This window comes from Pseudomonas fjordensis (assembly GCF_976987115.1).
Map to the genome: position 1 here is coordinate 239,937 of NZ_OZ336860.1, position 23,431 is coordinate 263,367.

Here is a 23,431-nt window from a genome sequence, read left to right on the forward strand (position 1 = left end):
TGTGCCCGAACGCAGGCTTGAATCCGTGGGCCGCCGCCACGCGCCATCCATGGCGCGGGGCGGCTAACCCGGCGTCCTGCCGGGTTACCCACGAATTCAAGCCTGCGTTCGGCCAGCGTGGTTTAACGGGGCGCCTGAGATCAAGATCAAAAGCAGATCAAGAGCGACTCGCTTCGCATCGTGGTTACCGTCTGCTACAGCCCACAAAGTTATGTAGATATCTATGCTCATCCCAGGCAAGCCACCTCCCACAGGATGTGAACCTATTCCCCTGTGGGAGCTGGCTTGCCTGCGATGAGGCCCTTGCTACTGCAACCCGTCGCGAAACTGCCCCGGCGTCATCCCCGTCCAGCGCTTGAACGCACGGTTGAAACTGCTCGTATCGGCAAACCCCAGCAAATGGCTGATCTCGGCCAATGAGCACTGCGGGTCGCGCAGGTGCAATAACGCCAGGTTTTGCCTGCACTCGTTAAGCAAGGCGTCAAACCGACACCCTTCATCGGCCAGATGCCGCTGCAAGCTGCGCAGGCTCAAGTGCATCGCTTGGGCGATGCGTTCGGCGCTTGGCTCGCCGTCCGGCAATTGCGCCTCGATGGCGGCGCGCACCTTGCGTTCCCAGGTCAGCGGTTGCAGTTGGGCGAGGGTGCGCTTGAGCACGGTTTCGTTGTGTTCGGCCAGCTCCGGGTTGGCGTCGTCCAGGTGGCTGTCGAAGTCGCTGGCGGCGAATTCCAGGCGGTCTTCGTCGGCGGCAAAGAATACTGGCGAGCGAAATACCGTGTGCCACGGCTTGGGGTCGGTAGGTTCCGGGCGCCGCAGGTAAACGGCCAACGGCGCATAGTCGCGACCCAGGCGGTTGCGGCAGGTGCGTACGTAGATCGCCGCAAAGGCATCGATCGCTTCCGGCGCGGGCGCGGGGCTACCTGGGGGTTGGAGCAGGCGAAAACGGTAGATGTCGCCGTGGCGGCTCAGCTCCAGGTCCAGGGCATCACTGACCACCTGGTGATAGCGCACGATGCGCTCGAATACCTCGCGCAAGCTGCCGCTGGCCACCAATGCGTAACCCAGTGCATGAAAGGTGGTGGGGCTGACAAACCGCGACACCCGCAGCCCAATCGCCGGGTCGCCACTGGCCTGTACCGCCAGCGCCCATAAGCGTGTGGTGGCCGACAACCGGTAGCGGGCGTTGGGGTCGTCCATCTGCTGCGGGTCCAGCCCGGCCTCGGCGCAAAGCGCGGCGCTGTCGAGGCCCAGGGCGTCGAGCTGCTTGCGCAGGGCGCGGGTCCAGCTGGCGAGGGAAGTAGGTTCGGTCATGGCAATTGGCGCTTGGGGTCAACAGATTGGCGTGCGCGGCTAGCGTCCTGCGCTAGGGTTAGGTGCAGGATTCAGGCATCACTTCACAAGAGAATGGAAGCATGGACGGTACTTCTGCAAGCCCCCAGCCGTTGAACGCACAACAGCGTTCGGCGCACATCCGCGAGGTCGTGATGGCCGAAGGCGTGCGCCTGCGCCAGCGGCATCCCTGGTTGTTGCATCAGGACGCCCTGGGTGCAGGCATCCTGGCCTTTGCCTTGCTGGGCATGCTCGGCTCGGCGGTGCTCTACATCAGCGGTCATATGGCCTGGTGGGTGTGTCTGCTGCTCAATGCCTTCTTCGCCTCGCTCACCCACGAGCTGGAACACGACCTGATCCACAGCATGTACTTTCGCAAACAGCGCGTGCCCCACAATTTGATGATGGGCCTGGTGTGGCTGGCGCGCCCGAGCACCATCAACCCGTGGATACGCCGGCATCTGCACCTCAACCATCACAAGGTCTCGGGCACTGAAGCCGACATGGAAGAGCGTGCGATCACCAATGGCGAACCCTGGGGTATCGCGCGGTTGTTGATGGTGGGGGACAACATGATGTCGGCCTTGATCCGCCTGTTGCGCGCCAAGACCTGGCCGCACAGGTTCAGCATCCTCAAGCGCGTGCTGCTGGTGTACGCACCGCTGGCCTTGCTGCATTGGGGCGCGTGGTACGTCTTCCTGGGCTTTCATGCCGCCAATGGCATTGCCAGTTTGATGGGTGCGCCCATCCAGTGGTCAGCCGGTACGTTGCAGGTGATGCAGGTGATCGATATCGCTGCCGTGGTGATCATCGGCCCGAACGTGTTGCGCACCTTCTGCCTGCACTTTGTCAGCTCCAATATGCACTACTACGGCGATGTGGAACTGGGCAATGTGATCCAGCAAACCCAAGTACTGAACCCTTGGTGGCTGTGGCCGTTGCAGGCGTTCTGCTTCAATTTCGGCAGCACCCATGGCATCCATCACTTTGTGGTGAAAGAGCCGTTCTACATCCGCCAGATGACCACCAAGGTGGCGCATAAGGTGATGGCCGAGATGGGTGTGCGCTTCAATGATTTGGGTACGTTTACGCGGGCCAATCGATATGAGCGAGAAGAACAGGCGCAGTCGCAAGTCAATCAGGCTGCGCCGGTGTGAGGTTTACTCTCCGGTAATCAGCAGGCAGGTCTGAGCCTTGCAGCCTTTGGCGTACGAAAGCGTTACAAATCTGATGGCCGCTTCGCGTGTTTTAGTGGCGATCGTCAGCGGGCGGGTCTTGGAGTCCTCGACCTGCTGGCTTTCTCCCGGCAGGACGACGGTTATCCATTTCCCCTGAATAATATCCAGTGGGGTCTTGGTCTTGTTCACCACTTCGATCAGCGGATGTTCAACCGGGGCGATGTCGGCCGCGGCCTGCGCAGCCATCGGCAGCAGGGATAGGGCCATACAGGCCATTAAATGGGAGGCTACAGTCATGCGTACTCTTCCTGAGTAAAAGGCAATTAAAAGATTTTGGGTAGATACAGCGAGCCCGCATCTAAGACGTCTGCCTCGGTTATCGCAACGCTGGGGTTGTAAGTGGGGATGTCGCTTGGGCCTGAGGTGATCGTTTTCCTAGCAGGCAATAAACGCCAGGGGCAAATCGCGAATCTGTTCGCGCACGGGCGGTTGGTAGTGGTCATCGCTGATCAGTTCGTGCAGCAGTTCTTCGCGCAGTTGGTGGAATTCAAAGCTGCTGCGCTGGCGCGGATGGGGCAGGGCGATGTCGACTATTTGCTTGATGCGCCCGGGCCTGGGCTCCATCACCACCACGCGGTCGGCGAGGAAAATCGCCTCTTCCACATCATGGGTCACCAGCACTGTGGTGATCCTGGCGCGGGCACGAATGGCCAGCAGTTCATCCTGCATCTGCTGGCGGGTCAGCGCGTCGAGGGCGCCGAAGGGTTCGTCCAGCAACAGGATGCGCGGGCTCGCCACCAGGCCGCGGGCAATCGCCACCCGTTGCGCCATGCCGCCGGAGAGTTGGTGCGGGTAGGCGCGGGTGAAGTCGGTAAGGCCCACCAACTCGATAAAATCATTGATGCGCCGCGTGCGTTCGGCCTCGTTCAGCGGCTCGTTGACCAGGCCCAGGCCGATGTTTTGCGCCACGGTCAGCCACGGAAACAGACGGTGCTCCTGGAACACAATGCCGCGTTCGCCGCCGATGCCGCTGACGGCGTTGCCATCCACGCGGATCTCGCCGCGAAACTGCGTATCGAGCCCCACCAGCAGGCGCAGCAGGGTCGACTTGCCGCAACCGCTGGCGCCGACAATCGCGACGAATTCCCCTTCGGCTACCTCCAGGTTGAATTCGCGGATGGCTTCCAGTTCGAAGCCATCGACGTCGAAGGACTTGCCCACATGGTTGAAGCTGACAATCGGTGCGTTCATGCGTGTCTCCAGCGAGTGGCGCGGGTTTCGAGGCGTTGGCCGAGCAGGTTGAGGGTGGCGCCGGTGAGGCCGACCAGCAGCATGCCGCTCATGATCAGGTCCATGCGCAGCAGCTGTTGGGCGCCGATCATCAGGCTGCCGATGCCGCCATTGGAGGGCATGAAATATTCGGCGCCGAGGGTGCCCATCCACGCGTAGATCAGGCTCAGGCGCAGGCCGGCGAAAATCCCCGACGCGGCGCCCGGCAGTACCAGGCGGCGCAGGCGTTGCCAGAGGTTCAGGCGCAGCACCTGCGCGGCTTCACGAAGTTGGGGCGACAGGTTGAGCACGCTGCGCTGGGTGGCGATAAACAACGGGAAGAAGGCGGCGAGGGCGATAAACACCCACTTGGCCAATTCACCCAGGCCGAACCAGGCGGTCAACAGCGGCACCCAGGCGAAAATCGCAATCTGACGCAGCGCGGACAAGGTTGGGCCGAACAGTCGCTCACTGCGCCGCGACAACCCCAGCCATAAGCCCACGGCAAAGCCCAGGCTGCCGCCGAGCAGCAAGCCGCCCATGGCTCGGCCCAGGCTTTTGCCTAGGGCGGTGGTGAGGCTGCCATCCAGCGCGCCGGCCAGGGTGGTCTGCAGCACGGCCCACGGGCTGACCAGAATGTTCGGGTCTACCCAGCCCTGTTGCGTCGCTGCCTGCCACAGCGCCAACAACAGCAAGGGTAACAACCAGGGCTGCAGGCGTTGCCAGCCTTCATAGCGTGGCCCGCGGCGGATCTGCGCGGTGGCAGGGTGCGGCCAGTGCACCCACTTGCGATCCAGCCAGCCGATGCCGCGGTCCATCACCACCCCCAGCACGCCAATGACCACGATGCACACGAAGACGATATCGAGCATGAACAACTGGCGCGCCCACACCATCAGGTAGCCGATGCCTTCGCTGGAAGCCAGCAGCTCCACGGCCAGCAAGGAAGTCCAGCCGGCCGCCAGGGCCAGGCGCACGCCGGCCATGAACGCCGGCAATGCGGCGGGCAGGATCAGACGGCGGACCAACAAGTGGCCAGGCAGGCGCAGCACCCGGGCAGCTTCGCGCAGGTTGGGCTGGGCATCGCGCACGCCCACCAGGGTATGCAGGGTCACGGGCACCACGATGGCCTTGACCAGCACCACCAGCTTGAGGGTTTCGCCAATGCCGAAAAACACCATGAACAGCGGGATCCAGGCCAGGGTCGGCACTTGCGCCAGTGCGCTGAACGTCGGGAATACCAAGCGCTCGGCACGCGCACTGAAACCCAGGAACGCGCCCAGTATCGCGCCGGCACTGATACCGGCCAGCAGGCCCCAGAACAAGCGCTGCAAGCTGATCGCCAGATGGCTCCATAACTCGCCGCCGGCCAACTCCACCGCGCTGCTCCACACCAGGGCGGGAGTGGGCAGAATCTGCTCGCTCATCCAATGATTGCGGCTGGCCAGCCACCATAAGGCAAACAGCGTGAGCGGCAGCAGCCACGGCAACACCCGCTGGCCCAGTTGCGGCCAGCGCGGCGCGAGGCCTTTGGACGGGGCCGCCAGCGGCAGGCTCAGAAGCGAAATCCGGGCCATGGAAGACCTCCGAATGCGTTATGTGATTTCGATCTTACAAAAGCGTGATCAAGATGATTGCGAGATAAGAAAAGTCATTTAAAGCCTCACGCCGCTACGCATCCAATGCATTCGAAGAATATTTTCGATGCTGTTTGTGCATATCCCTCTGGAGCCTGCGTGTTAACTCGCATAGTCCTAAAAGCTATTAAATTGTGAATTTATAGTATTTAAAGTTTTGTTCAGCCTGTGCCTACTTTTTGCTCCCCAGGCGACCGTCGCCCACCAGGAGCTGCGCTTATGAAACTGCCCTTTAAACGTCTGATCAGCCTGTTCGCCGGCACTGCCCTGGCCGGGTTGGTGCATGCCACCGACCTCAAGGAAATCCGCATCGCGGTGCCCGACCTCAGTGCCGGCAGCCAGCACAGTGGCGGTGGCATTACCGACGTGTTGCGTGAACAGCAGATCTTCGAAAAAGCCTTTGCCGACCAAGGCATCAAGATCCAGTGGAATTACTTCAAGGGCGCCGGCCCTGTGATCAACGAGGCCTTCGCCAACGGCCAGGTGGACCTGGCTTATCTGGGCGACCTGGCGGCGATCATCGGCCGCTCCAATGGCCTGGATACGCGGCTGCTCAGCGCCTCCGCACGGGGAGTGAAACACTACCTCGGCGTGGTGCCGGGCTCCGGCATCAAGACCCTGCAAGACCTCAAAGGCAAGCGCGTGGCGGTGTTCCGGGGCACGGCCAGCCAGTTGTCGTTCGACAGCGCATTGGCCAGCCAGGGCTTGAGCGAGAAGGACCTGAAGGTGATCAACCTGGACTTCAATGCCGCCGCTGCCGCCCTGGCTGCCAAGCAGATTGACGCCACCTGGGGCGGTTCCACGCTGACGGCGTTGCAGGCCAAAGGCTTGGCAGAGATACCGCTGACCACCAAGGACTTGGGCGATGCCGGCAGCATCCAGGCCGTGCTGGTGGGCAGCGCCAAATTTGTCGATGACCACCCAGACGCCGTGGCCACGTTGCTCAAGGCCCAACAGCAAGCGGTGCAGTGGTTGACCGATGACAACAACAAACAGGCGTACATCGCGCTGGTGTCCGGGCTGGCCAGTTACCCGCCGGTGATCCTCACCAATGATTTGAAAGACCAGAAACTCAGCGAAGTTTTCCCCTCCACACTGGACCCGGTGTTCCTTGGCAAATTGCAGGATGCGGTGGACTTGGCGTCCAGGGAGAAGTTGATTCGCAGGTCGTTTCAGGTGAGTGATTGGGTGGCGCCGGGGTTGGTGGCGGCGGGGCTCTGAGCTTGTCGGTGCCTGGGCTATCGCTATCGCAGGCAAGCCAGCTCCCACACTAGAATGTGTTCACCGTTCAAATGTGGGAGCTGGCTTGCCTGCGATGGGGCCCGTCAAACCGCCACACTTACTTGCTGACTATCCACCTCCACCAACATCTCAATCATCGCCTTCGCCGCCGGCGACAACCGCGACCCGGTGCGGCTGACAATCCCGCAGCGCGCACTCATTGTCTCCATGTGCTGCGGCAAGTTGCGCCAGTGCAGTAGCACCAGCGCTCCCTTGGCAATGTCCTCGGCAAAGGCCTCTTCAGTGCCGACGCCGATGGCATTGGTTTGCAGCACGATGCTCACCAGCGCCGGGAAGTGCTCGGTCTGGATACTCGGTGAAAAATCCATGCGCCCACTCAGGTTCGCCAACAGCTTGCGAATGCCCTGGGAGATGAGCGGCGCCGCCAGCGGGTAGTCGAACATGTCGTTGGTCGACAGGCTGTCCTTGGCCAACAACGGGTGCCCAGGACGGCAGAAAAACACCCCGCGTTTGGGGGTGAGTGCGCGGGTCTGGAAGTTCGGGTCGGCCTCGAACTGGCGGATGTCAGCGATAAAGAATTCGATCTCTTCACGGCTCAGGCGGCGGCTGAGGGTTTCCCAGTTATCCACCTGAAACGTGGTGCGGATTTTCGGGTGCGCGTTGATAAACCGCGCCACCGCATCCGGCACCAGTTTCACCGCTGGCGCCGGGCCGCAGCCAAAGCGCAGGTCGCCGGCGTCGAGCTTGGTCATGCGCGTCACTTCACTGCTCAGCAGCGCTGCGCCATGCACCAGGCTCAGGGCGTGCTGCAACACCACCTGGCCTTCCGGCGTGGGGCGCAAGTCCTTGTGGCCACGGTCTACGAGCACGCAACCGAACTCCTGTTCCAGTCCCTGGATGCTGCGGCTGAACGCCGGTTGGGTGATGCCCATGGCGTCCGCAGCGCGCACGAAACTGCGGTGTTCGTTGAGGGCGATGAAGTAGCGCAGTTGGCGAAGATCCATATGCTTTCCCGGCATTTTAAAAATAGGTCGAAGGCATTTGCGACCGAGCAAGCTGAGGTTTTAAATGCAAGCTCTTATTCCGTCAACGAAGCATTCATTCATTTTCTAGACCTAAATCGCATATGAATAGAGCGTTGCTGGAAGCGTCCCCCCACCGTTTCGCAGGCACATGAGGGTCATCACAATGAGCAACGCCGCATTAGCCGTTCAACCCATCGCCCACGCACTCGATATTCACCCGGTAGCCGGGCGGATCGGCGCCGAAATCCGTGGCATCAAACTGTCCGGTGAGCTGGATGCCGCCACCGTCGAGGCCATCCAGCAGGCGCTGGTGCAGTACAAGGTGATTTTCTTTCGCGAACAAACCCATCTCGATGACCAGAGCCAGGAAGCCTTTGCTCACCTGCTCGGCGAGCCAATCGCCCACCCAACGGTGCCGGTGCGAGACGGCACGCGGTTCCTGATGGAGTTGGATGGCACCCGTGGCCAGCGCGCCAATTCCTGGCACACCGACGTGACCTTCGTCGATGCGTACCCAAAGGCCTCGATCCTGCGTTCGGTGCTGGCGCCTGCTTCCGGCGGCGACACCGTATGGGCCAACACCGCCGCTGCCTACAACGACCTCAGCGTGGAGCTGCGAGCATTGGCTGACCACCTCTGGGCGGTGCACAGCAACGAATACGACTATGCCGCCCGCAAGCCGGACGTGGCGGTGGAGAAGCTGGAGGAGTACCGCAAAGTGTTCACCTCCACGGTGTACGAAACCGAACACCCGGTGGTGCGCGTGCACCCGGTCAGCGGTGAGAAAACCCTGTTGTTGGGGCACTTCGTCAAACGCCTGAAAGGCTACTCCCAGGCAGAGTCGGCGCAGTTGTTCAACCTGCTGCAAGGCCACGTCACCCGCCTGGAAAACACCGTGCGCTGGCGCTGGAACACCGGTGACGTGGCGATCTGGGATAACCGCGCCACCCAGCATTACGCGGTGGACGACTACGGCACCCAGGAACGCATCGTGCGCCGGGTCACGCTCAAGGGGGATGTGCCGGTGGGGGTGCAGGGGCAATCAAGCAAAACCACTAAAGGTCTCTAAGCCGGGTGAAGATTAAAAATGTGGGAGCGGGCTTGCTCGCGAATGCAGTGGGTCAGTTGATGAATTCGTCGACTGACACTGCGCATTCGCGAGCAAGCCCGCTCCCACATTTGGTTTGTGGTGTTTACCAGACTCCGATTTTCACCACTTTCTCTGCCTCTGGCTCACCATAACGAAACCACTGCCCACGCAGTTCAACTTCCGTGTGGCTGATGGTAGTGCGCCGCTTCAACCCGCGTAGCCAGTCGAACAGATAGCCCAAGTGAGTTTCGCGCACCTCGGCATAGGCCGGATCGCTGCCCAGGTCGTGCAGTTCTTGCGGGTCGTTTTCCAGGTCGAACAGCTGCGGGCGAAAGCCGTCGTATGCCAGGTATTTCCAACGCTCGCTGCGCACCATGGTCATGCGGCAACGGTCGATGGGCTGTTCCAGGCGCTCGCGAGCGGGGGCCTGGAAGGCGTAGTCGTATTCGGCAATGGCATAGCGGCGCCAGGCGGGTTGCGCGCCGTGCAGCAATGGAACCAATGAGCGGCCTTCCAGGCGATGGTCGGCGGCGGGCAAGCCCAAGGCGTCGAGGAAGGTGGGCAGGGCGTCGATGGTTTCCACCAAGCGCTCGTCTACGGTGCCGCGGCTGATATCGGCGCTGGCACGCGGGTCGCGCACGATCAACGGAATACCCACCGCAGGCTCCAGCAAGAATTCTTTTTCACCGAGGAAATGATCGCCGAGGAAGTCGCCGTGGTCGCTGGTAAACACGATCAGCGTGTCGTCCCAGCGGCCGGTGCCTTGCAGAAAGTCGAACAGCCGTCCGAGTTGATCATCGATCTGTTTGATCAGCCCCATGTAGGTGGGAATCACCGTGAGGCGCACCTCGTCACGGGAAAAGTTCTGGCTCTCCTGGTGTTGGCGAAATGCCTGGTACACCGGGTGATCGCTGGTGTGCTCCGGTTGAATCGGCGCCTGCACATGCTCGGCGCCGTACAGCGCGTGATACGGCGCCGGGGCGATGTAGGGCCAGTGCGGCTTGATATACGACAGGTGCAGGCACCACGGCTGTTCACCTTGCTCGTCGATAAAGTCGATGGCACGGTCGGTGGTGTAGACCGTCTCCGAATGCTCTTCGGCCACCCGTGCGGGCTTGCCGGCGTTGCGCATGTGCCAGCCGCTGAGCACTTCGCCGTTCTCACCTTCGGCGGCGTTGGCCCATTCATGCCAGGGGTTGCGGCCGCTGTAGCCGTGATCGCGCAAGTACTGGGTGTAGGGTGCGGACTCGCGCTTATCGTCGAACAGCGGGCTGTCGGGGTAGATGCCGTCGTGACGCAGATACGCGTCGAAGCCGACCTCATTGAGCGGCTCGGCCTGGGCACTGTCGGGGTCGATCTGCAGGCGCTGCAAGGCCTCAAGGTTGGGCGTGGCGTGGGTCTTGCCCACCAGGGCGGTGCGGATGCCGTGGGGGCGCAGGTAGTCGCCGATCGTCAGTTCTTCGAGCGGCAGCGGTACCGCGTTCCATGCCACTTGATGGCTGCTGACATAGCGCCCGGTGTAGGCCGACATGCGCGACGGGCCGCAAATCGTGCCCTGGGTGTAGGCACGGCTGAAACGCACGCCGGCGGCGGCCAGGCGGTCGATATTCGGCGTGTGCAAATGGGCGTGGCCGTAGCACGACAGGTAGTCGCGGCGCAGTTGGTCGCACATGATGTAGAGCACGTTGCGCACGGGTTTTGGTTCAGACATGGGGGTTTACCGGACGGAGGACAGAAGCGTTTTTTCGCCGTTCGCAGGGGGGGCTGGCAAGTGCATTTGAGGTCTGGATTTTATGCAGGGAATGCATGGGTGTGGCTGCTGGCGCTATCGCAGGCAAGCCAGCTCCCACAGGGGAATGCATTTCAAATGGGGAAGCCGGCCCGCCTGCCGACGCCCATCTACCTGAAGCCCCACGATCAAATTGTGGGAGCTGGCTTGCCTGCGATGACGACCAGCCAGCCGACACTCATCTACCTGACGCCCCACGATCCAACTGTGGGAGCGGGCTTGCTCGCGAAGGCGGCCTGACAGCCGACACAGTCATACCGAGTACATATCCATTCCTGCGGTAACGGCCACTTAGGGTTCCGCCCGACGGCGGGTCACTTTGGAAAAGCCCCAAAGTAACCAAAGGGCTCTTGCCCCACCACTCGGCACCTCGCTTGGGCTCGGTGTGCCCGTAATCCGCCAGTGATTTGGGGGGGCGCCGCCACGCGCCATCCATGGCGCGGGGCGGCTAAACCGGCATCCCTGCCGGTTTACCCCCCAAATCACTGTCGAATTCCGGCCAGCGTGGTTTAACGGGGCGCCTGAGATCAAGATCACAAGCAGATCAAGATCAAGAGCGGCTCGCTTCGCATCGTGGTTACCTTTGGCTTACTCGGCGAAGGACCTGATGTGAGCGGCCAGTTCTGCCAGCGCTGTATCGTCTGCCCTGGCAGCGTCATGGGAGGAGACATAGCCTTCATAGCGCTCAAAATATTTGTCCTGGGTCGAGCTGATTTTCTTGAAGGCGCTATCTTCCCCGGTCCCGTGCATCGGGAATAATTTGGCGTGCAGATGGTCGACGCCATAACCCTCCAGAATCATGCCCGTTCTGGCGACACCCTTTAGCGCGTTGTCCAAAAGCGTCGCCGTCTTCTTGGCTGCAATGACCAAGTCACACAGCACGGTGTCCGGTTCGGCAAACGCATAGCTGCCGTGATGGGCTTTGGGGATAACGACACTGAACCCCGGGGTGTTGGGAAATATGGAGAGAAAGGCCATGTGGGTCTGGTCTTCCCATAGGAGATGGGCGGGAGCAGTACCGCGGGCAATGCTGCAAAAGATACAGTCCATCAAACGCGCTTCCTCGTGCGGGTCAAAAGGTTATAGACCCTCTTGTAGGTGATCTTTGTTATCTAATGATGACTTCACTGAGGTAGTGGGCCTCTGTTCGCCGCATAGTCAGACCGCAATATTTTCCAGCGCATAAGCATCCTCGTCCCTCGCATCAATCTCCTTGATCTGCTCAATCATCGCCTGCGCCAACGGCGACAATCGATACCCCGCGCGGCTGACGATCCCGTAGCGGGTGTAGCGCTCCTCCAGGTTTTCGTCCAATCCCTCAATCTGCAAACACACCAATTCCCCCCGAGCCATGTGCAGCACGTCGCTGTTGGCGCTGACGATGCCGATGGCGTCCGAGCGCAGTACCACGCCCATGAGGCTGTAGCCGTTTTCGCATTCCACATTGGGCTGGTAATCCGGTCGGCCGCTGAGGTCGACGATGACTTTGCGCAGGTTCGGCGGGCGGATGGTTACTGCCAGCGGGTAGCTCATCAGCTCGGCGGCGCTGACGCTGTTGCGCGTGGCCAAGGGGTGGCCGGCGCGGCAGCAGAAGTGCCAACGGCGCGGGCGCAGGCGGTGGGTGTGGTAGTCGGGGTTGGCTTCGAAGTGGCGGGTGTCGGCGACGAAGAATTCGAACTCTTCGCTGAGCAGGCGCTTGCTCAGGCTTTGCCAGTCGTCCACCTGGAACTGCACGCGGGCCTTGGGGTAGCGCCCGATAAAACTGCCAATGGCACGTGGCACTAACCCAGCTGCCGGCGCGGGGCCGCAACCGAAGCGCAGTTCACCGGCTTCCAGGCCATTGAACTGGCTGATTTCGTTGGCCAGTTGTTGTGCGCCGCTGACCAGGCGGCGTGCATGTTCGAGCAGCACCTGGCCTTGCTTGGTGGGCGCCAGGTCTTTGCGGCCACGGTCCACCAGTTGGCAGCCGGCACTGTGTTCCAGGGCCTGGATGCTACGGCTGAACGCCGACTGCGACAGGTTCACCGCTGCGGCTGCCGCGACGAAACTGCGCTGTTCGGCGAGGGCGATGAAGTGGCGAAGCTGGCGCAAGTCGATATGCATTTTTCACATCAAAAATATCCGGGAAATGCATTGGCTATGCATTACGTCGACTCCTTATAAAGGCTATCTCTTATGCAGTAAATGTTCGTAAAAACATAAATAAATAACCTTTGGGAATATGAGGCGACGAGTATTCCGGGGTTTTGGAGCCGCTTATGAGTCTGTTCAAGTCCTTGCCCCTGGCTATGTTAGTGGCCGGCAGTACCAGTTGGTCGCCGGCCCAGGCCGCTGAAACCCCCGCGCCTGCTGGCAAGGGCGAAAGCGCCAGTGGCCAACTGGAGACCGTCACGGTGACTGCCCGGCGGCGGACCGAAAGTGCCCAGGCCGTGCCGACGCCCATGAGCGTGCTCGGCGGCCAGGCCCTGGAAACCCAGCGGGTGTATCGCATCCAGGATTTGCAGCAACTGGTGCCCAGCGTCAACGTCGCCTATATGCATGCGCGCCAGTCCAGCGTGTCGATCCGTGGCCTGGGCAACAACCCGGCCAGCGATGGCCTGGAAGGCAGCGTGGGGCTGTATATCGACAACGTCTACCTCGGGCGTCCGGGCATGGCGGTGTTCGATCTGATGGACATCGAGCAGCTTGAGGTTTTGCGCGGCCCCCAGGGCACGTTGTTCGGCAAGAACACCACTGCCGGCGTGATCAATATCAGCACCCGTGCGCCGAGTTTTACCCCGGAGCGCAGTATCGAAACCTCCCTGGGCGAGGACGGTTATTTCCAGACCAAGGGCACGATTTCCGGCCCCCTGACCGATGACCTGGCAGGGCGTTTCTCGGCCTATCGCACGCGCAGCGACGGCGACATCAAGAATGAACATGACGGCCATGATTTGAACGGCGGCTCACGCCAGGGCTTTCGCGGGCAACTGCTGTACAAGCCCAGCGAGGCCTTCAACCTGCGCTGGATCGGCGACTACAACGAAGAAGACTCCAGCGCCGGCACCCGCGTGCTGTACAGCACCGGGCCGACCATCAATGGCACCAACCTGTATCAATCCCGGGCCAACGCGGCGGGCGCAACCTTGGTGGACGGCACCCATCGCAAGGTCAACCTGGACAACGACCAGCACGTCACGGTGTTCCAGGGCGGTACGTCGCTGGAAGCCAATTGGACGCTGCCCAGCGACTTCACCCTGACCTCGGTGAGCTCTTACCGCTGGTGGAATTTCACCCCGCGCAACGATGACGGCCTCAACGTACCGGCGTCGTATAACGCCGGAGTTTCGGTGGAAGATAAGCAGTGGTCCCAGGAATTCCGCCTGGCGTCGCCCAGCGGTGGCTTCTTCGATTACGTGCTCGGCGCCTACTACTTCGGCTCCGACCTGGATAACAAATCCTTTGCCTACTACGGGCCCAAGGCCGATATCTGGAACGGTACGCCTGCCGGTGCGTTGAGCAATGTGAGCAGTGTGGGCAACGGGCATATCCGCACCGACAGCTTTGCGCTGTTCGCCCAAGGCACCTGGCACCTGACCGAGCGCCTGGATTTCACCGCCGGTGTGCGCGGCACCTACGAAGAAAAAAGCGCCTGGGTCACGCGCAATGCGCCCGTCGGTGGCGCGGCGGTCAGCGGGGCCGCCGCCATGGCGCGGCGTGGGCGTACCGGAGCCTATGACTCGGGCGACCTGTCGCAATACAGCGCCACGCCGTCGGGGCTGCTCAACCTCAGTTATCACTTCAACGAAAACCTGCTGGGCTACGCGACGCTGTCCCATGGCGAGAAGTCCGGCGGTGTGAACCTGGCGGTGGGGTCTGCGCCGACAGCCGGGGCCGACTCGCTGCTGATCGGCACCGAGCGCGCCAACAACGCCGAGCTGGGCTTCAAGAGCACCTTGTGGGACCGCCGCCTGCAGCTCAATGCCAACCTGTTCTGGACCCAGGTCAACGGCTACCAGACCAACGCCTACGACCAGGACAACCGCGTGCAGTACCTGACCAACGCCGGCTCGGTGCGCTCGCGCGGCGTGGAAGTGGAAAGCACCCTGGTGCCGATCAAGGGCCTGACCCTGAACATCAACGGCTCCTTCAATGACGTGACTTACCTGTCTTACAAGGATGCGCCGTGCCCGCCGGAAACCAGCCTGCGCCCTGGGGCGCCGGCGTCCTGCGACTTGAGCGGCCATCAGGTGGTGGGCGCCTCCAAGTGGATCGCCAATGCCAACGGCGAGTACAAGTGGAACCTGGCGAACGGCTTCGAACCCTACGTCACCGCCAGCTACGCGTTCCGTTCCAAGGCGGTGGGCACGGTGGAAGATTCCGACTACGGGCAGATCCCGGCGTATGCGGTGGTCAACCTGTCTACCGGTTTGCGCGGCGACTATGACCAAGGGCAGTGGGATGTGTCGCTGTGGCTGAAAAACGCCTTCGACAAAACCTACTACACCACCCTGTGGACCGGCGGTAACGGCGGTTACGAGGGCCTGCTGGGCACGCCGCGCACCCTAGGCGTGACTGGGCGCTACGACTTCTAGGTCGGTGCGATAGGTGGCCGGGCTGAACACCCGCGTCACCAACAGCATCGCCACCACCGTCACCGTCAGCACCACCCAGGCGCTGACAAAGTGGCCGGTAAGCTCGCGCAGCCAGCCGGTCAGCCATGGCGAAATCGCATTGATCAAAAAGCCCACGCCTTGCACGAACGCCGCCAGTTGCCCGGCTTGGCGAGGGTCGCGATGGTGGTCGAGGGTCAGCAGCAGGCTCAGGGCGAAACAGGCGCCCAGGCCGAAGCCGCACAAGGCCACCCACAGGTGAGGATATTCCTGCGGCGCAATGATCAGGCCCAGGTAACCGATGGTTTGCGCCAGCAGGCTGATACTGAGCAATGGGCGACGGTCGATACCGCGTTGCGCCAGCACTGGCATCAGCAGGGCGGCAGTCACCTGAAAAATCGTCATGAACGCCAGCAATGAACCGCTGGGCAGCACGCCCCAACCCAGTTGCTGATAGTAGGCGGGCAGCCACGCCACCATGCTCATGTAGCCGCAATTCACCAGGCCGAAATACAGCGCCAGCAGCCAGGCGCGGCGGTTGCGTAACCCTTTGAACGCAGATGCCCGCTGTGGATTTCGAGCCGCGCCCAGCGGCAGCCAGGCCCACAGCAGCAGTGCCCCCAGCGCCGGCAGGAGCCACACACCCAATCCCGCCTGCCATTGCTGAAAGTACGTGGCCACCACCGGGCTGAGCAGCGCCGCCAGCCCACCGCCGGCCATCAGTGAGGCCGAGTACACCCCCATCGCCACCGGCACACGGTGATGGAATTCGCGCTTGATCATCGCCGGCACCAACGCCTGGATCAGCGCCACGCCTGCGCCGCCGAGCAGCGCAGTGACCAGCAGCGCCGAAGCCTGGCCCATCAACCAGCGCGCCAGGCACGCCAGCAGAATCATCAACAAGCCCAGGGCGATGCCGCGCCGCTCGCCCAAGCGAGCCTCCACGCGCACGCCCACCAGTGCCACCAACCCCATGCAGATCACCGGCAGGCTGGTGAGCAAGGCACTGCTTTGGAAGCTCAAGCCGGTGGCCTGGCGAATCTCACCGAGCAAGGGGCTGATGGAGCTGAGGATGGGGCGCAGGTTCAGGCCAAGCACCACCAGCAGGCCCCAGCCGGCAAGTCGTCCGGCGAGTGTCGTGTTCAGCGTCATGGTAGGCAGGGTCCGCGTGGGCAAAGGGGGGATGAGTATGGCGAGGCGCCAAGGTATGCTGAAATTAAATATAACCATGCCAACCAGTGGCAAACGCAATGGTGATGAGTGTGTTCGATCCCGTGTTGTTGCGCAGCTTTGTCGCCGTGGTGGACTGCGGCAATTTCACCCGCGCCGCCGAGCGCCTGCATTTGACCCAGTCTACCGTCAGCCAGCAGATCCGCCGTCTGGAAGACGCGGTGACGTGCCAGTTGCTCGATCGCGACCAGCGCCGTGTGGTGCCCACCACTGAGGGTGAACGTCTGCTCGCCTATGCCCGGCGCATTCTGGCGCTGCATGAAGAAGCCGCCGATGTGCTGATCAACCAGCAAAGCGACGGCGTGTTGCGCCTCGGCGTGCCGGAGGACTTTGCTGCCGAGCGCCTGATGCCGCTGCTTTCGGCGTTCGTCGTGGCTTATCCACGGGTTCGACTGGAAGTCACCAGCGGGCTGGGCCCCGAATTGCAGCGTCAGTATCGGGGCGGTGAGTTTGACGTGTTGCTGGTCAAGCAGATGGGCGACAGCGACGACTGTGTGGCGTCGTGGCCCGAGCCCTTGTATTGGGTCGACAGCCTCAGCACGCCGGCGCTGGGTCGTGACCCGCTGCCGCTGGTGGCCTTTCCGGTAGGCGGCCTGTATCGCAACGACATGCTCCACCATCTGGAACGAGCCGGTTGGCGTTGGCGCATTGGCTATTGCAGCGCCAGCCTGGCCAGTGTGTGTTCGGCGGTGGCGGCAGGCTTGGGCATCAGTTTATTGCCGGAACGGGTGTTGCAACCGGGCCATCGCATACTCGGCCCGGAAAGTGGCTTGCCGCCGGTACACGGCGTGCGACTGGCCTTGTATGGCCGCAGTGGCCTCGGCGCGGCGGGGCAGACATTGCTGAGCGAATTGCTCGCGTTATGCGCGGGAAACCCGCACTGACCGATACCTTTGCCGAATATTTTGCATGCCTTGAAAGCATCGAAAAATAGGCGCTGGGCGCCAGGCCACGACGGACGCGGGCTGGCGCCGGGTGGCCGTCATGATTATTCAATTTTGATCTATGTATAACTTTAAAGATTACTTTAAGAGATAAGTGTCTGGCCCCGATGATTCAGTCCTAGACGGCCCTGCATACAGGCCCGTCGGTTTTCAGAACCGCAGGGAGTGAATCAATGGGCAATGTCCAGACCGCCGCCAGTGCACACGAGGCGCAGTGGCGCCAGGCACCGAGTGGTGAGTTGGTCGACCTTGGCCGGCCGCACCGCGCGCCGTTGGGGCAATTGCGTCTGCAAAAGACTCCGAAGCGTTTCTCCAGCCGCCGCGAAGGCATCCTGCTGGGGCTGCTGGTGTTGGCCTTGCATGGCGCGGTGATCTATTGGGTGAGTCAGAAGCCCACGCCGGTGCTGCCGATTGTGCCGCCGGAAATTCCACCGATGACCATCGAGTTTTCCCAGCCGGCACCGCCGCTGGTTGAGCCGCCACCGCCAGCACCGCCGCCTGTTGTCGAGCCACCACCACCACCGCCGGTGGTGGATGAGTTGGCCGCCAAGCCGGCGCCACCCACACCGGTTCTCAAACCCAAGCCCGCGCCTAAACCTGCGCCCAAGCCTGTACCCAAAGCGGTCGAGCCGCCGCCAGTGCCAACACCACCGACGCCAGCACCCGCCGCTGCGCCAGTGCCCGTGGCGCCCGCCCCGGTGACACCCGCGTCAGCCAACGCCGCGTACCTGAAGAACCCGGCGCCGGAGTACCCGTCACTGGCTCAGCGTCGCGGTTGGGAAGGCACGGTGTTGCTGCGGGTGCAGGTGCTGGCCAGCGGTAAGCCGGGGGAGATCCAGGTGCAAAAAAGCAGCGGTCGCCAGCAGTTGGATGACGCGGCATTGGCGGCGGTGAAACGCTGGAGTTTCGTGCCGGCCAAGCAGGGCGATGTGGCCCAGAACGGCTGGGTGAGCGTGCCCATCGATTTCAAGATTCATTAATTATTCAGCGGCGCAGAGGGAAAACATCATGGCATTGGCATCTCCACTTGAATCCATCGAAAGCGCGGTGATCTGGCTGCTGGTGGCCTTTTCAGTCGCGACCTGGGGCCTGGCCTTGCTCAAGGGCGTGCAGTTTGGTCGCCTCAAGGCTCAGGATCGCAAGTTTCACAAACAGTTCTGGGCGGCATCGAGCCTCGATGCCGCCGCAGAACTTGCCGAAACCCAGCCCGGCGCCGCCGCACGTGTGGCCCAGGCCGGTTATGCGGCGATTCAGGTGGGGGACGCCAACCATGCTGCGGATTTGAGCCAGGCAATCAACCATCAAGACCGCCTCGAACGCGCCCTGCGCCAGCAGATCGTGCGTGAACGTCGCTCCCTGGAAACCGGCCTGGCCGTGGTCGCCAGCATCGGCAGCACCTCGCCGTTTATCGGCCTGTTTGGCACCGTGTGGGGCATCATGGAGGCGCTCAAGGGGATCAGCGCCGCCGGGTCCGCCAGCCTGGAAACCGTGGCAGGCCCGATCGGGGCGGCGTTGGTCGCGACCGGCGTGGGGATCGCCGTCGCGGTGCCTGCGGTGCTGGTCTACAACTACTTCCTGCGTCGCCTGAAGCTGACGGCGGCAGACCTGGATGACTTTGCCCACGACTTCTACAGCCTGGCGCAGAAAAACGCGTTCCGCGTGCTGCTGCACCCGACGTTGGCCAAGGCCAGCGCCGGCAGCCCGCAGAAAGTAAAGGAGGCGTCCTGAATGGCCTTCTCCACGCAAGACAGCGATGAGGTGCTGAGCGAGATCAACGTCACGCCGCTGGTGGACGTGATGCTGGTGCTGCTGGTGGTGTTTATCGTCACCGCGCCGCTGTTGACCAACTCCATCCCGATCAACCTGCCCAAGACCCAGGCCGTGGCGCCGGTTGAGCAGAAAGACCCGCTGGTGGTGAGCATCGACGGCGCAGGCAAAGTGTTTATCAACAAGGACGCCATCGAGCCGGACCTGCTGGAATTCAACCTGCAGGCGGCCAAGGCCAAGGACCCCGATGTGCGGGTGCAACTGCAGGCTGACGACGGGGTGAATTATGGCGAAGTGGCGCGCGCCATGGCCTCGATCGAGCGCGCAGGGATTACCAAGTTGTCGGTGATCACCGCGCGTTAGTTTCAAAAGAATTCGACAGTTTTTGGGCCGCTTTCCTTGGCAGGGTGCGGCCTTTTTTTATTTAAGGGCTACGTATTTACAGATGTTGCATAGGTAAAGAATTTACATGTTTGCGAGCGTGCAATTTTCGGGAGCATGCTTATGCTGGTCGGCGCATGGAGTGATTTAATTAATGGAGTAATACATGTCTATACGGTTTCCTGTTCAAGTGATGAGCACGTTCTTTAATCCGCCTGTAGAGGTTGAAAAACCTGAAGAAAAGCCTCCCGTAATGGCATCTTCAAACTATCGAGCGCCGGGTCTCAAACATCCATCGGCCTGTATCTTGCCCTCGCTGGCTGATTATCAGAGGAAGAATAGTGTATTGCAGGGTGCTCAAGCAAAGCCTGTGCCAGGCGGCGTCAGTTCGGTATTGAAGAAAAATGCGGATTTGGAAACTTATATCAGCAAGCATTCCTCCGACTTTGTAACGCCAGAAAAAGAAATTTCCAGCATTTTAACTGAAAAGATAAAGCAGCAATGGGGCGTGGATGTTGACCCTGATAAGACCTATTTGGTGACATTTAAAAGTGACAGTGAAGATGAAAAGAAAGTAGTGGAAAAAATAACCCTGACACAAGCGGCATTGAAAAACAGGCAAGATGTAACGATTGAAGATAATGAAAACTGGTTTGTAAAAATTGGCAAATACTTTTCGCCAGTGGTGTATGTGTACAACAAGATCGACGGCTGGGTGCAGGAAGCAAATAGTCGCCAAGGTATTTATCGGGAACCGAGTGCGCCGGGCGATGCGCCGTATAATGCCGACACTCGCGTGTCCATACCGGTAGATGGCTTCAAGTCATTAGTCTGGGATACAGACCGGACCAACATGTATAAGAAAACCCTTGATGGGTTTTGGGACAAGCACACCGACTCTTATGCGGCATTGAGTAAAATCTCCTTTGTCAAAGCCATCAATCTGCAACGCCTGGAAGGGACCCTTGGCCCTGCCGAGACCGCACTCGCCCAGCGTGCGTTGGGGCCTGTGGCGCAAAAGGATTGGTCCGAGCTGACGGTCCAGGACTTTAAAGAGGCTGCCGTGAAGGACCCGGACCTGGACATCGGCTTGCTGAGCATCAATGGGTTTGAGTCGACCGACCTGATGTGCGTGACCGACCGGAAAACCCAGCTGACATTGCTTTACATCCCAGGCAACTCCTCGCCAATACATCGTTTTGATAACCCGCAACAAATAAGCAATTGGCTGGCTAAGCAAGCCAGTGATCCGGCAAAGCGCGAATCCTTGTTGTCGCACTTTTCGCTGGAGGACCAGGCCGAAAGGATTTTTTCGGACGGTGTACGTCAAACCTTGGTAGGGATGGGCACCTGGTCTGATCATCAGGCGGCCGGGAGGTCTATCCTTGGCACGCTCAACGGTTGGGTGCCGGAGCGCTACGTTTCGGTTGACCCGATAAGCAACGATCCTTTTGAGGCCATCAAGGTTCGACAAAAGGCGCGGTCGTATTCGGATGCGCAAAATGCGATCGTCAGTGACGGTGACTACAACAAGAACAAAGCCCTGCAGCTTGTTGAAGAAGCCACGAAGGTCGCCATGTTCATGACGCCGCTGGCATTGGTGATGCCGGAGGTAGCGATAGCGCTGGATGTTTTCTTCCTGGCTGCCGGCGCCACCCAGGCAGGTATCGGCATTGACGATGCCGTCAAAGGTAAAGCGACAGCCTCTGACCGTATCGTTTTTGGGGTGTTGAACGCGGTACCGCCGTTGGCCACACACGCAGCGGCGCCGCTTGCGAAAGTGACCGGGCGGATGGCCGGCGGTGGCCTGGCAACAGAGGTAGATGCCGCCGCCCAGGCGCCCGCTCAAGTGAATGAACAAGGCCGCCCGTTCTTCAACCCGCCACGACATGTGAACGGGCATATTGGGTACCCGCTGAGTCCCGTTTCGACACCGGCGATCCTTGATGAACTCACGCTTCCCATGGACGGTGTCCATCAAATGTTCTCTAAAGACTACATGGTTTTTGTGGGCCAATACGGCACGAAAGTCACGTATGACATACAGGCAGGTCTTTGGCGCGGGCTTAGAGAAAATGGTCAAGTCAATGACCTGTTTTATTGGCGTGACGGTCGAGGAAACTGGCAAGTTGGTTCAAAGGCCAAAGCGCTGGCAGGCAGCAAAGACTCCCCGGCCTCAGTGATAAACAAGACCTTCAAGATACCGCGGCTGCCTTCGCTACCGTCCGGCGCGACAGAAGTGCCCAAGGTGATCCACTATTTCTGGGCCGGTAATGAAATGCCAGAGCACTTGCTCGAAAATATTATCGAGAACTCCAGAAAAAGTCCTGGCTACAAGTCAATCGTTCATGTGGATGCCAATGATACAGAGGTGTTCCAGAGCATAAAGGCGGCGCTGGATCATAAAGTCGGTGGGCTTGAAGTGCATAACTTGAAGGAGGATGAAGCCTTTCAGGAATTGAATGCTGGAAAGTATGGGGAGATGTATCAGTATTTTCGTTCAGGGCAAGGGCAGAATTTATCTGCGTCATCGGACGTGATGCGCGTGGCCTTGATGAAGAAGTACGGTGGCATTTACCTGGATACGGACGACACATTAGAGTTTAACGTGGGAGAGGTCACGCTGAAGGCCACGGCCAATGATATTCTGTTGAACTCGCCAGTGACTTATGCAGCCACAGACTTTGAAGGGTTTAATACCAGCAATTTTGCAAGTCATCCGGGCAATCCGTTATTTGATAAGATTTTAGAGGAGTCATATCAGCGGTATAAAGCCAACGAATCTTGGTTTGCCAATCATCGACCTTTCCTTGAGGAGGGGGCGATCGCCGCAGAACAGCAGGCTTATAAGGCGTATGAAACGAAGATATTCGAGGTCACCGGGCCGAGAATGTTTGGTGATGTATTGGAGCAAGAAGAATATGGGATGTTTCCGATTATTAATGAGCTTACAGAACTCATGAGTGCGCGTCTTTTATTGCCTCAGGATTATGCAAAAAACTACATGAAAGTTCACGATTTTTATATGCCAATGAGTAATAAATTTGGCGTCACCATCGGCGCAGAGCACTCCATGCATCATTCGCGTTGAGTCGGCAAAGCGTGGCGAGCCACTAGCAGTGGCTTGCGTGAATCCACCTGCTGACAGTTCTGCGCTGCCGCTATCGCCCCTGGCACCTTGGTGTCGAAGAGGGGGCGATGGTTGAGCATTGACAGATTTCGGAAAATATAAATTCCATATGGTTATTAATAAATTCCTTTTTATTCCTTATTTGGTTGTTGAGCGGCCCCTATACTGGTCAGCAACGTTAAACGCTGCAGGAGGGCACACCCATGCACAGCGAGTCGATTCGTTATCTGATCGTGCCGGGCTGGCAAGGATCGCCAGAAGATCATTGGCAAACCCATTGGCAGAACAGCTTGCCCAACAGCGCGCGGGTGGAGCAAGCCGATTGGCTGACGCCCCGTCGTGAGGACTGGGTCGCCGCGCTGGCTGAGGCCATCGCTGCCGATAGTACGCCGGTCATCCTGATCGCCCACAGCCTGGGTTGCATCACTGTGGCCCACTGGGCCGCTACCGCTCCCGTGCAGGTCTTGCGGCAGGTGCGCGGCGCATTGCTGGTAGCCCCTGCGGATGTCGAGCGCCCGGCGTGTGCGCCCGCCCTGCGTAACTTCGCACCGATTCCCACCGATTTGTTGCCATTCCCCAGCCAGGTGGTCAGCTCCGACAACGACAGTGCCGTGAGCGCCCACAGGGCTCTGGAACTGGCGCGCCAGTGGGGCGCCGAAGCCGGCATCCTGTCGGGCGCCGGGCATATCAACGTGAAGTCCGGCCACCGGCGGTGGGAGCAAGGTTTTGCTTACCTCTATCGCCTGCAACATCGCCTCGAGCATCACGCCCGGCGCAGCGCCTAATATTTTTTCAACGCCCCGTCCCTGAGTGGATTGGGGCGGGAGC

General features: G+C 60.6%; 19 protein-coding genes. 10 read left to right on the forward strand and 9 right to left on the reverse strand.

Annotated features, from left to right (window positions below; translation table 11 throughout):
• Window positions 1–306: 306 nt before the first annotated feature.
• Window positions 307–1,311 (reverse strand): AraC family transcriptional regulator, encoded by a 1,005-nt coding sequence (locus ACWHXD_RS00990; protein WP_098949867.1) that lies wholly within the window; start codon window positions 1,309–1,311, stop codon window positions 307–309.
• 101 nt (window positions 1,312–1,412) lie between these two features.
• Between ACWHXD_RS00990 and ACWHXD_RS00995 the strand changes: the two genes are divergently transcribed.
• Window positions 1,413–2,486, forward strand: a complete 1,074-nt coding sequence (locus ACWHXD_RS00995; protein ID WP_138761785.1) for a fatty acid desaturase — start codon at window positions 1,413–1,415, stop codon at window positions 2,484–2,486.
• Between the two features lie 3 nt (window positions 2,487–2,489).
• Here ACWHXD_RS00995 and ACWHXD_RS01000 read toward each other — a convergent pair whose 3' ends face one another.
• The 3 genes from ACWHXD_RS01000 to ACWHXD_RS01010 all read right to left on the reverse strand — a co-directional run bounded on the left by ACWHXD_RS01000 (window position 2,490) and on the right by ACWHXD_RS01010 (window position 5,353).
• Window positions 2,490–2,804: a hypothetical protein gene (locus tag ACWHXD_RS01000; RefSeq protein WP_032894187.1), complete on the reverse strand. Its 315-nt coding sequence runs from the start codon at window positions 2,802–2,804 to the stop codon at window positions 2,490–2,492.
• Between the two features lie 138 nt (window positions 2,805–2,942).
• On the reverse strand, window positions 2,943–3,758 hold the full coding sequence (locus ACWHXD_RS01005) for an ABC transporter ATP-binding protein (protein ID WP_032894186.1): 816 nt from the start codon (window positions 3,756–3,758) through the stop codon (window positions 2,943–2,945).
• On the reverse strand, window positions 3,755–5,353 hold the full coding sequence (locus ACWHXD_RS01010; protein ID WP_138761784.1) for an ABC transporter permease: 1,599 nt from the start codon (window positions 5,351–5,353) through the stop codon (window positions 3,755–3,757). The genes ACWHXD_RS01005 and ACWHXD_RS01010 overlap by 4 nt, the downstream gene beginning before the upstream one ends.
• Before the next feature lie 279 nt (window positions 5,354–5,632).
• Here ACWHXD_RS01010 and ACWHXD_RS01015 point away from each other — a divergent pair, with 279 nt between their 5' ends.
• Window positions 5,633–6,634 carry an ABC transporter substrate-binding protein gene (locus ACWHXD_RS01015; RefSeq protein WP_138761783.1) on the forward strand — a complete coding sequence of 334 codons (1,002 nt, stop codon included), beginning with the start codon at window positions 5,633–5,635 and terminating at the stop codon, window positions 6,632–6,634.
• Between the two features lie 104 nt (window positions 6,635–6,738).
• On the opposite strand, the gene ACWHXD_RS01020 is transcribed toward ACWHXD_RS01015, so the two are convergent.
• Entirely contained in the window at window positions 6,739–7,659 is a 921-nt protein-coding gene (locus ACWHXD_RS01020; RefSeq protein WP_032894183.1) for a LysR family transcriptional regulator, read from the reverse strand.
• A 184-nt stretch (window positions 7,660–7,843) separates the two neighbouring features.
• On the opposite strand from ACWHXD_RS01020, the gene ACWHXD_RS01025 reads away from it, so the two are divergent.
• The gene (locus ACWHXD_RS01025; protein ID WP_003187589.1) at window positions 7,844–8,749 is read left to right on the forward strand and encodes a TauD/TfdA dioxygenase family protein; all 906 of its coding nucleotides are present in this window, start codon (window positions 7,844–7,846) and stop codon (window positions 8,747–8,749) included.
• Window positions 8,750–8,873: 124 nt separating this feature from the next.
• On the opposite strand, the gene ACWHXD_RS01030 is transcribed toward ACWHXD_RS01025, so the two are convergent.
• The 3 genes from ACWHXD_RS01030 to ACWHXD_RS01040 all read right to left on the reverse strand — a co-directional run bounded on the left by ACWHXD_RS01030 (window position 8,874) and on the right by ACWHXD_RS01040 (window position 12,662).
• Window positions 8,874–10,481, reverse strand: a complete 1,608-nt coding sequence (locus tag ACWHXD_RS01030; RefSeq protein ID WP_032894180.1) for an alkaline phosphatase family protein — start codon at window positions 10,479–10,481, stop codon at window positions 8,874–8,876.
• Window positions 10,482–11,147: 666 nt separating this feature from the next.
• Entirely contained in the window at window positions 11,148–11,609 is a 462-nt protein-coding gene (locus ACWHXD_RS01035) for an HIT family protein (RefSeq protein ID WP_138761781.1), read from the reverse strand.
• A 108-nt stretch (window positions 11,610–11,717) separates the two neighbouring features.
• Window positions 11,718–12,662, reverse strand: coding sequence for a LysR family transcriptional regulator (locus ACWHXD_RS01040; protein WP_138761780.1), 945 nt, complete (start codon window positions 12,660–12,662; stop codon window positions 11,718–11,720).
• Between the two features lie 185 nt (window positions 12,663–12,847).
• Here ACWHXD_RS01040 and ACWHXD_RS01045 point away from each other — a divergent pair, with 185 nt between their 5' ends.
• Window positions 12,848–15,133 (forward strand): TonB-dependent receptor, encoded by a 2,286-nt coding sequence (locus ACWHXD_RS01045; protein WP_414478933.1) that lies wholly within the window; start codon window positions 12,848–12,850, stop codon window positions 15,131–15,133.
• On the opposite strand, the gene ACWHXD_RS01050 is transcribed toward ACWHXD_RS01045, so the two are convergent.
• Entirely contained in the window at window positions 15,104–16,303 is a 1,200-nt protein-coding gene (locus tag ACWHXD_RS01050; RefSeq protein ID WP_098949854.1) for a CynX/NimT family MFS transporter, read from the reverse strand. The two genes, ACWHXD_RS01045 and ACWHXD_RS01050, sit on opposite strands and share 30 nt — an antisense overlap.
• 110 nt (window positions 16,304–16,413) lie before the next feature.
• On the opposite strand from ACWHXD_RS01050, the gene ACWHXD_RS01055 reads away from it, so the two are divergent.
• The 6 genes from ACWHXD_RS01055 to ACWHXD_RS01080 all read left to right on the forward strand — a co-directional run bounded on the left by ACWHXD_RS01055 (window position 16,414) and on the right by ACWHXD_RS01080 (window position 23,388).
• Entirely contained in the window at window positions 16,414–17,265 is an 852-nt protein-coding gene (locus ACWHXD_RS01055; RefSeq protein WP_032897659.1) for a LysR family transcriptional regulator, read from the forward strand.
• Window positions 17,266–17,498: 233 nt separating this feature from the next.
• Window positions 17,499–18,305, forward strand: coding sequence for an energy transducer TonB (locus tag ACWHXD_RS01060; RefSeq protein WP_138761778.1), 807 nt, complete (start codon window positions 17,499–17,501; stop codon window positions 18,303–18,305).
• Between the two features lie 25 nt (window positions 18,306–18,330).
• Complete coding sequence (locus ACWHXD_RS01065; RefSeq protein WP_138761777.1) at window positions 18,331–19,053, forward strand: MotA/TolQ/ExbB proton channel family protein; 723 nt, start codon at window positions 18,331–18,333, stop codon at window positions 19,051–19,053.
• Window positions 19,054–19,455 (forward strand): ExbD/TolR family protein, encoded by a 402-nt coding sequence (locus ACWHXD_RS01070; protein WP_032894164.1) that lies wholly within the window; start codon window positions 19,054–19,056, stop codon window positions 19,453–19,455.
• Between the two features lie 184 nt (window positions 19,456–19,639).
• Window positions 19,640–22,564, forward strand: coding sequence for a glycosyltransferase family 32 protein (locus ACWHXD_RS01075; protein WP_138761776.1), 2,925 nt, complete (start codon window positions 19,640–19,642; stop codon window positions 22,562–22,564).
• Between the two features lie 242 nt (window positions 22,565–22,806).
• A complete protein-coding gene (locus ACWHXD_RS01080) occupies window positions 22,807–23,388 on the forward strand; it encodes an alpha/beta hydrolase (protein ID WP_078467157.1) in 582 nt (193 codons plus the stop codon).
• Window positions 23,389–23,431 lie beyond the last annotated feature (43 nt).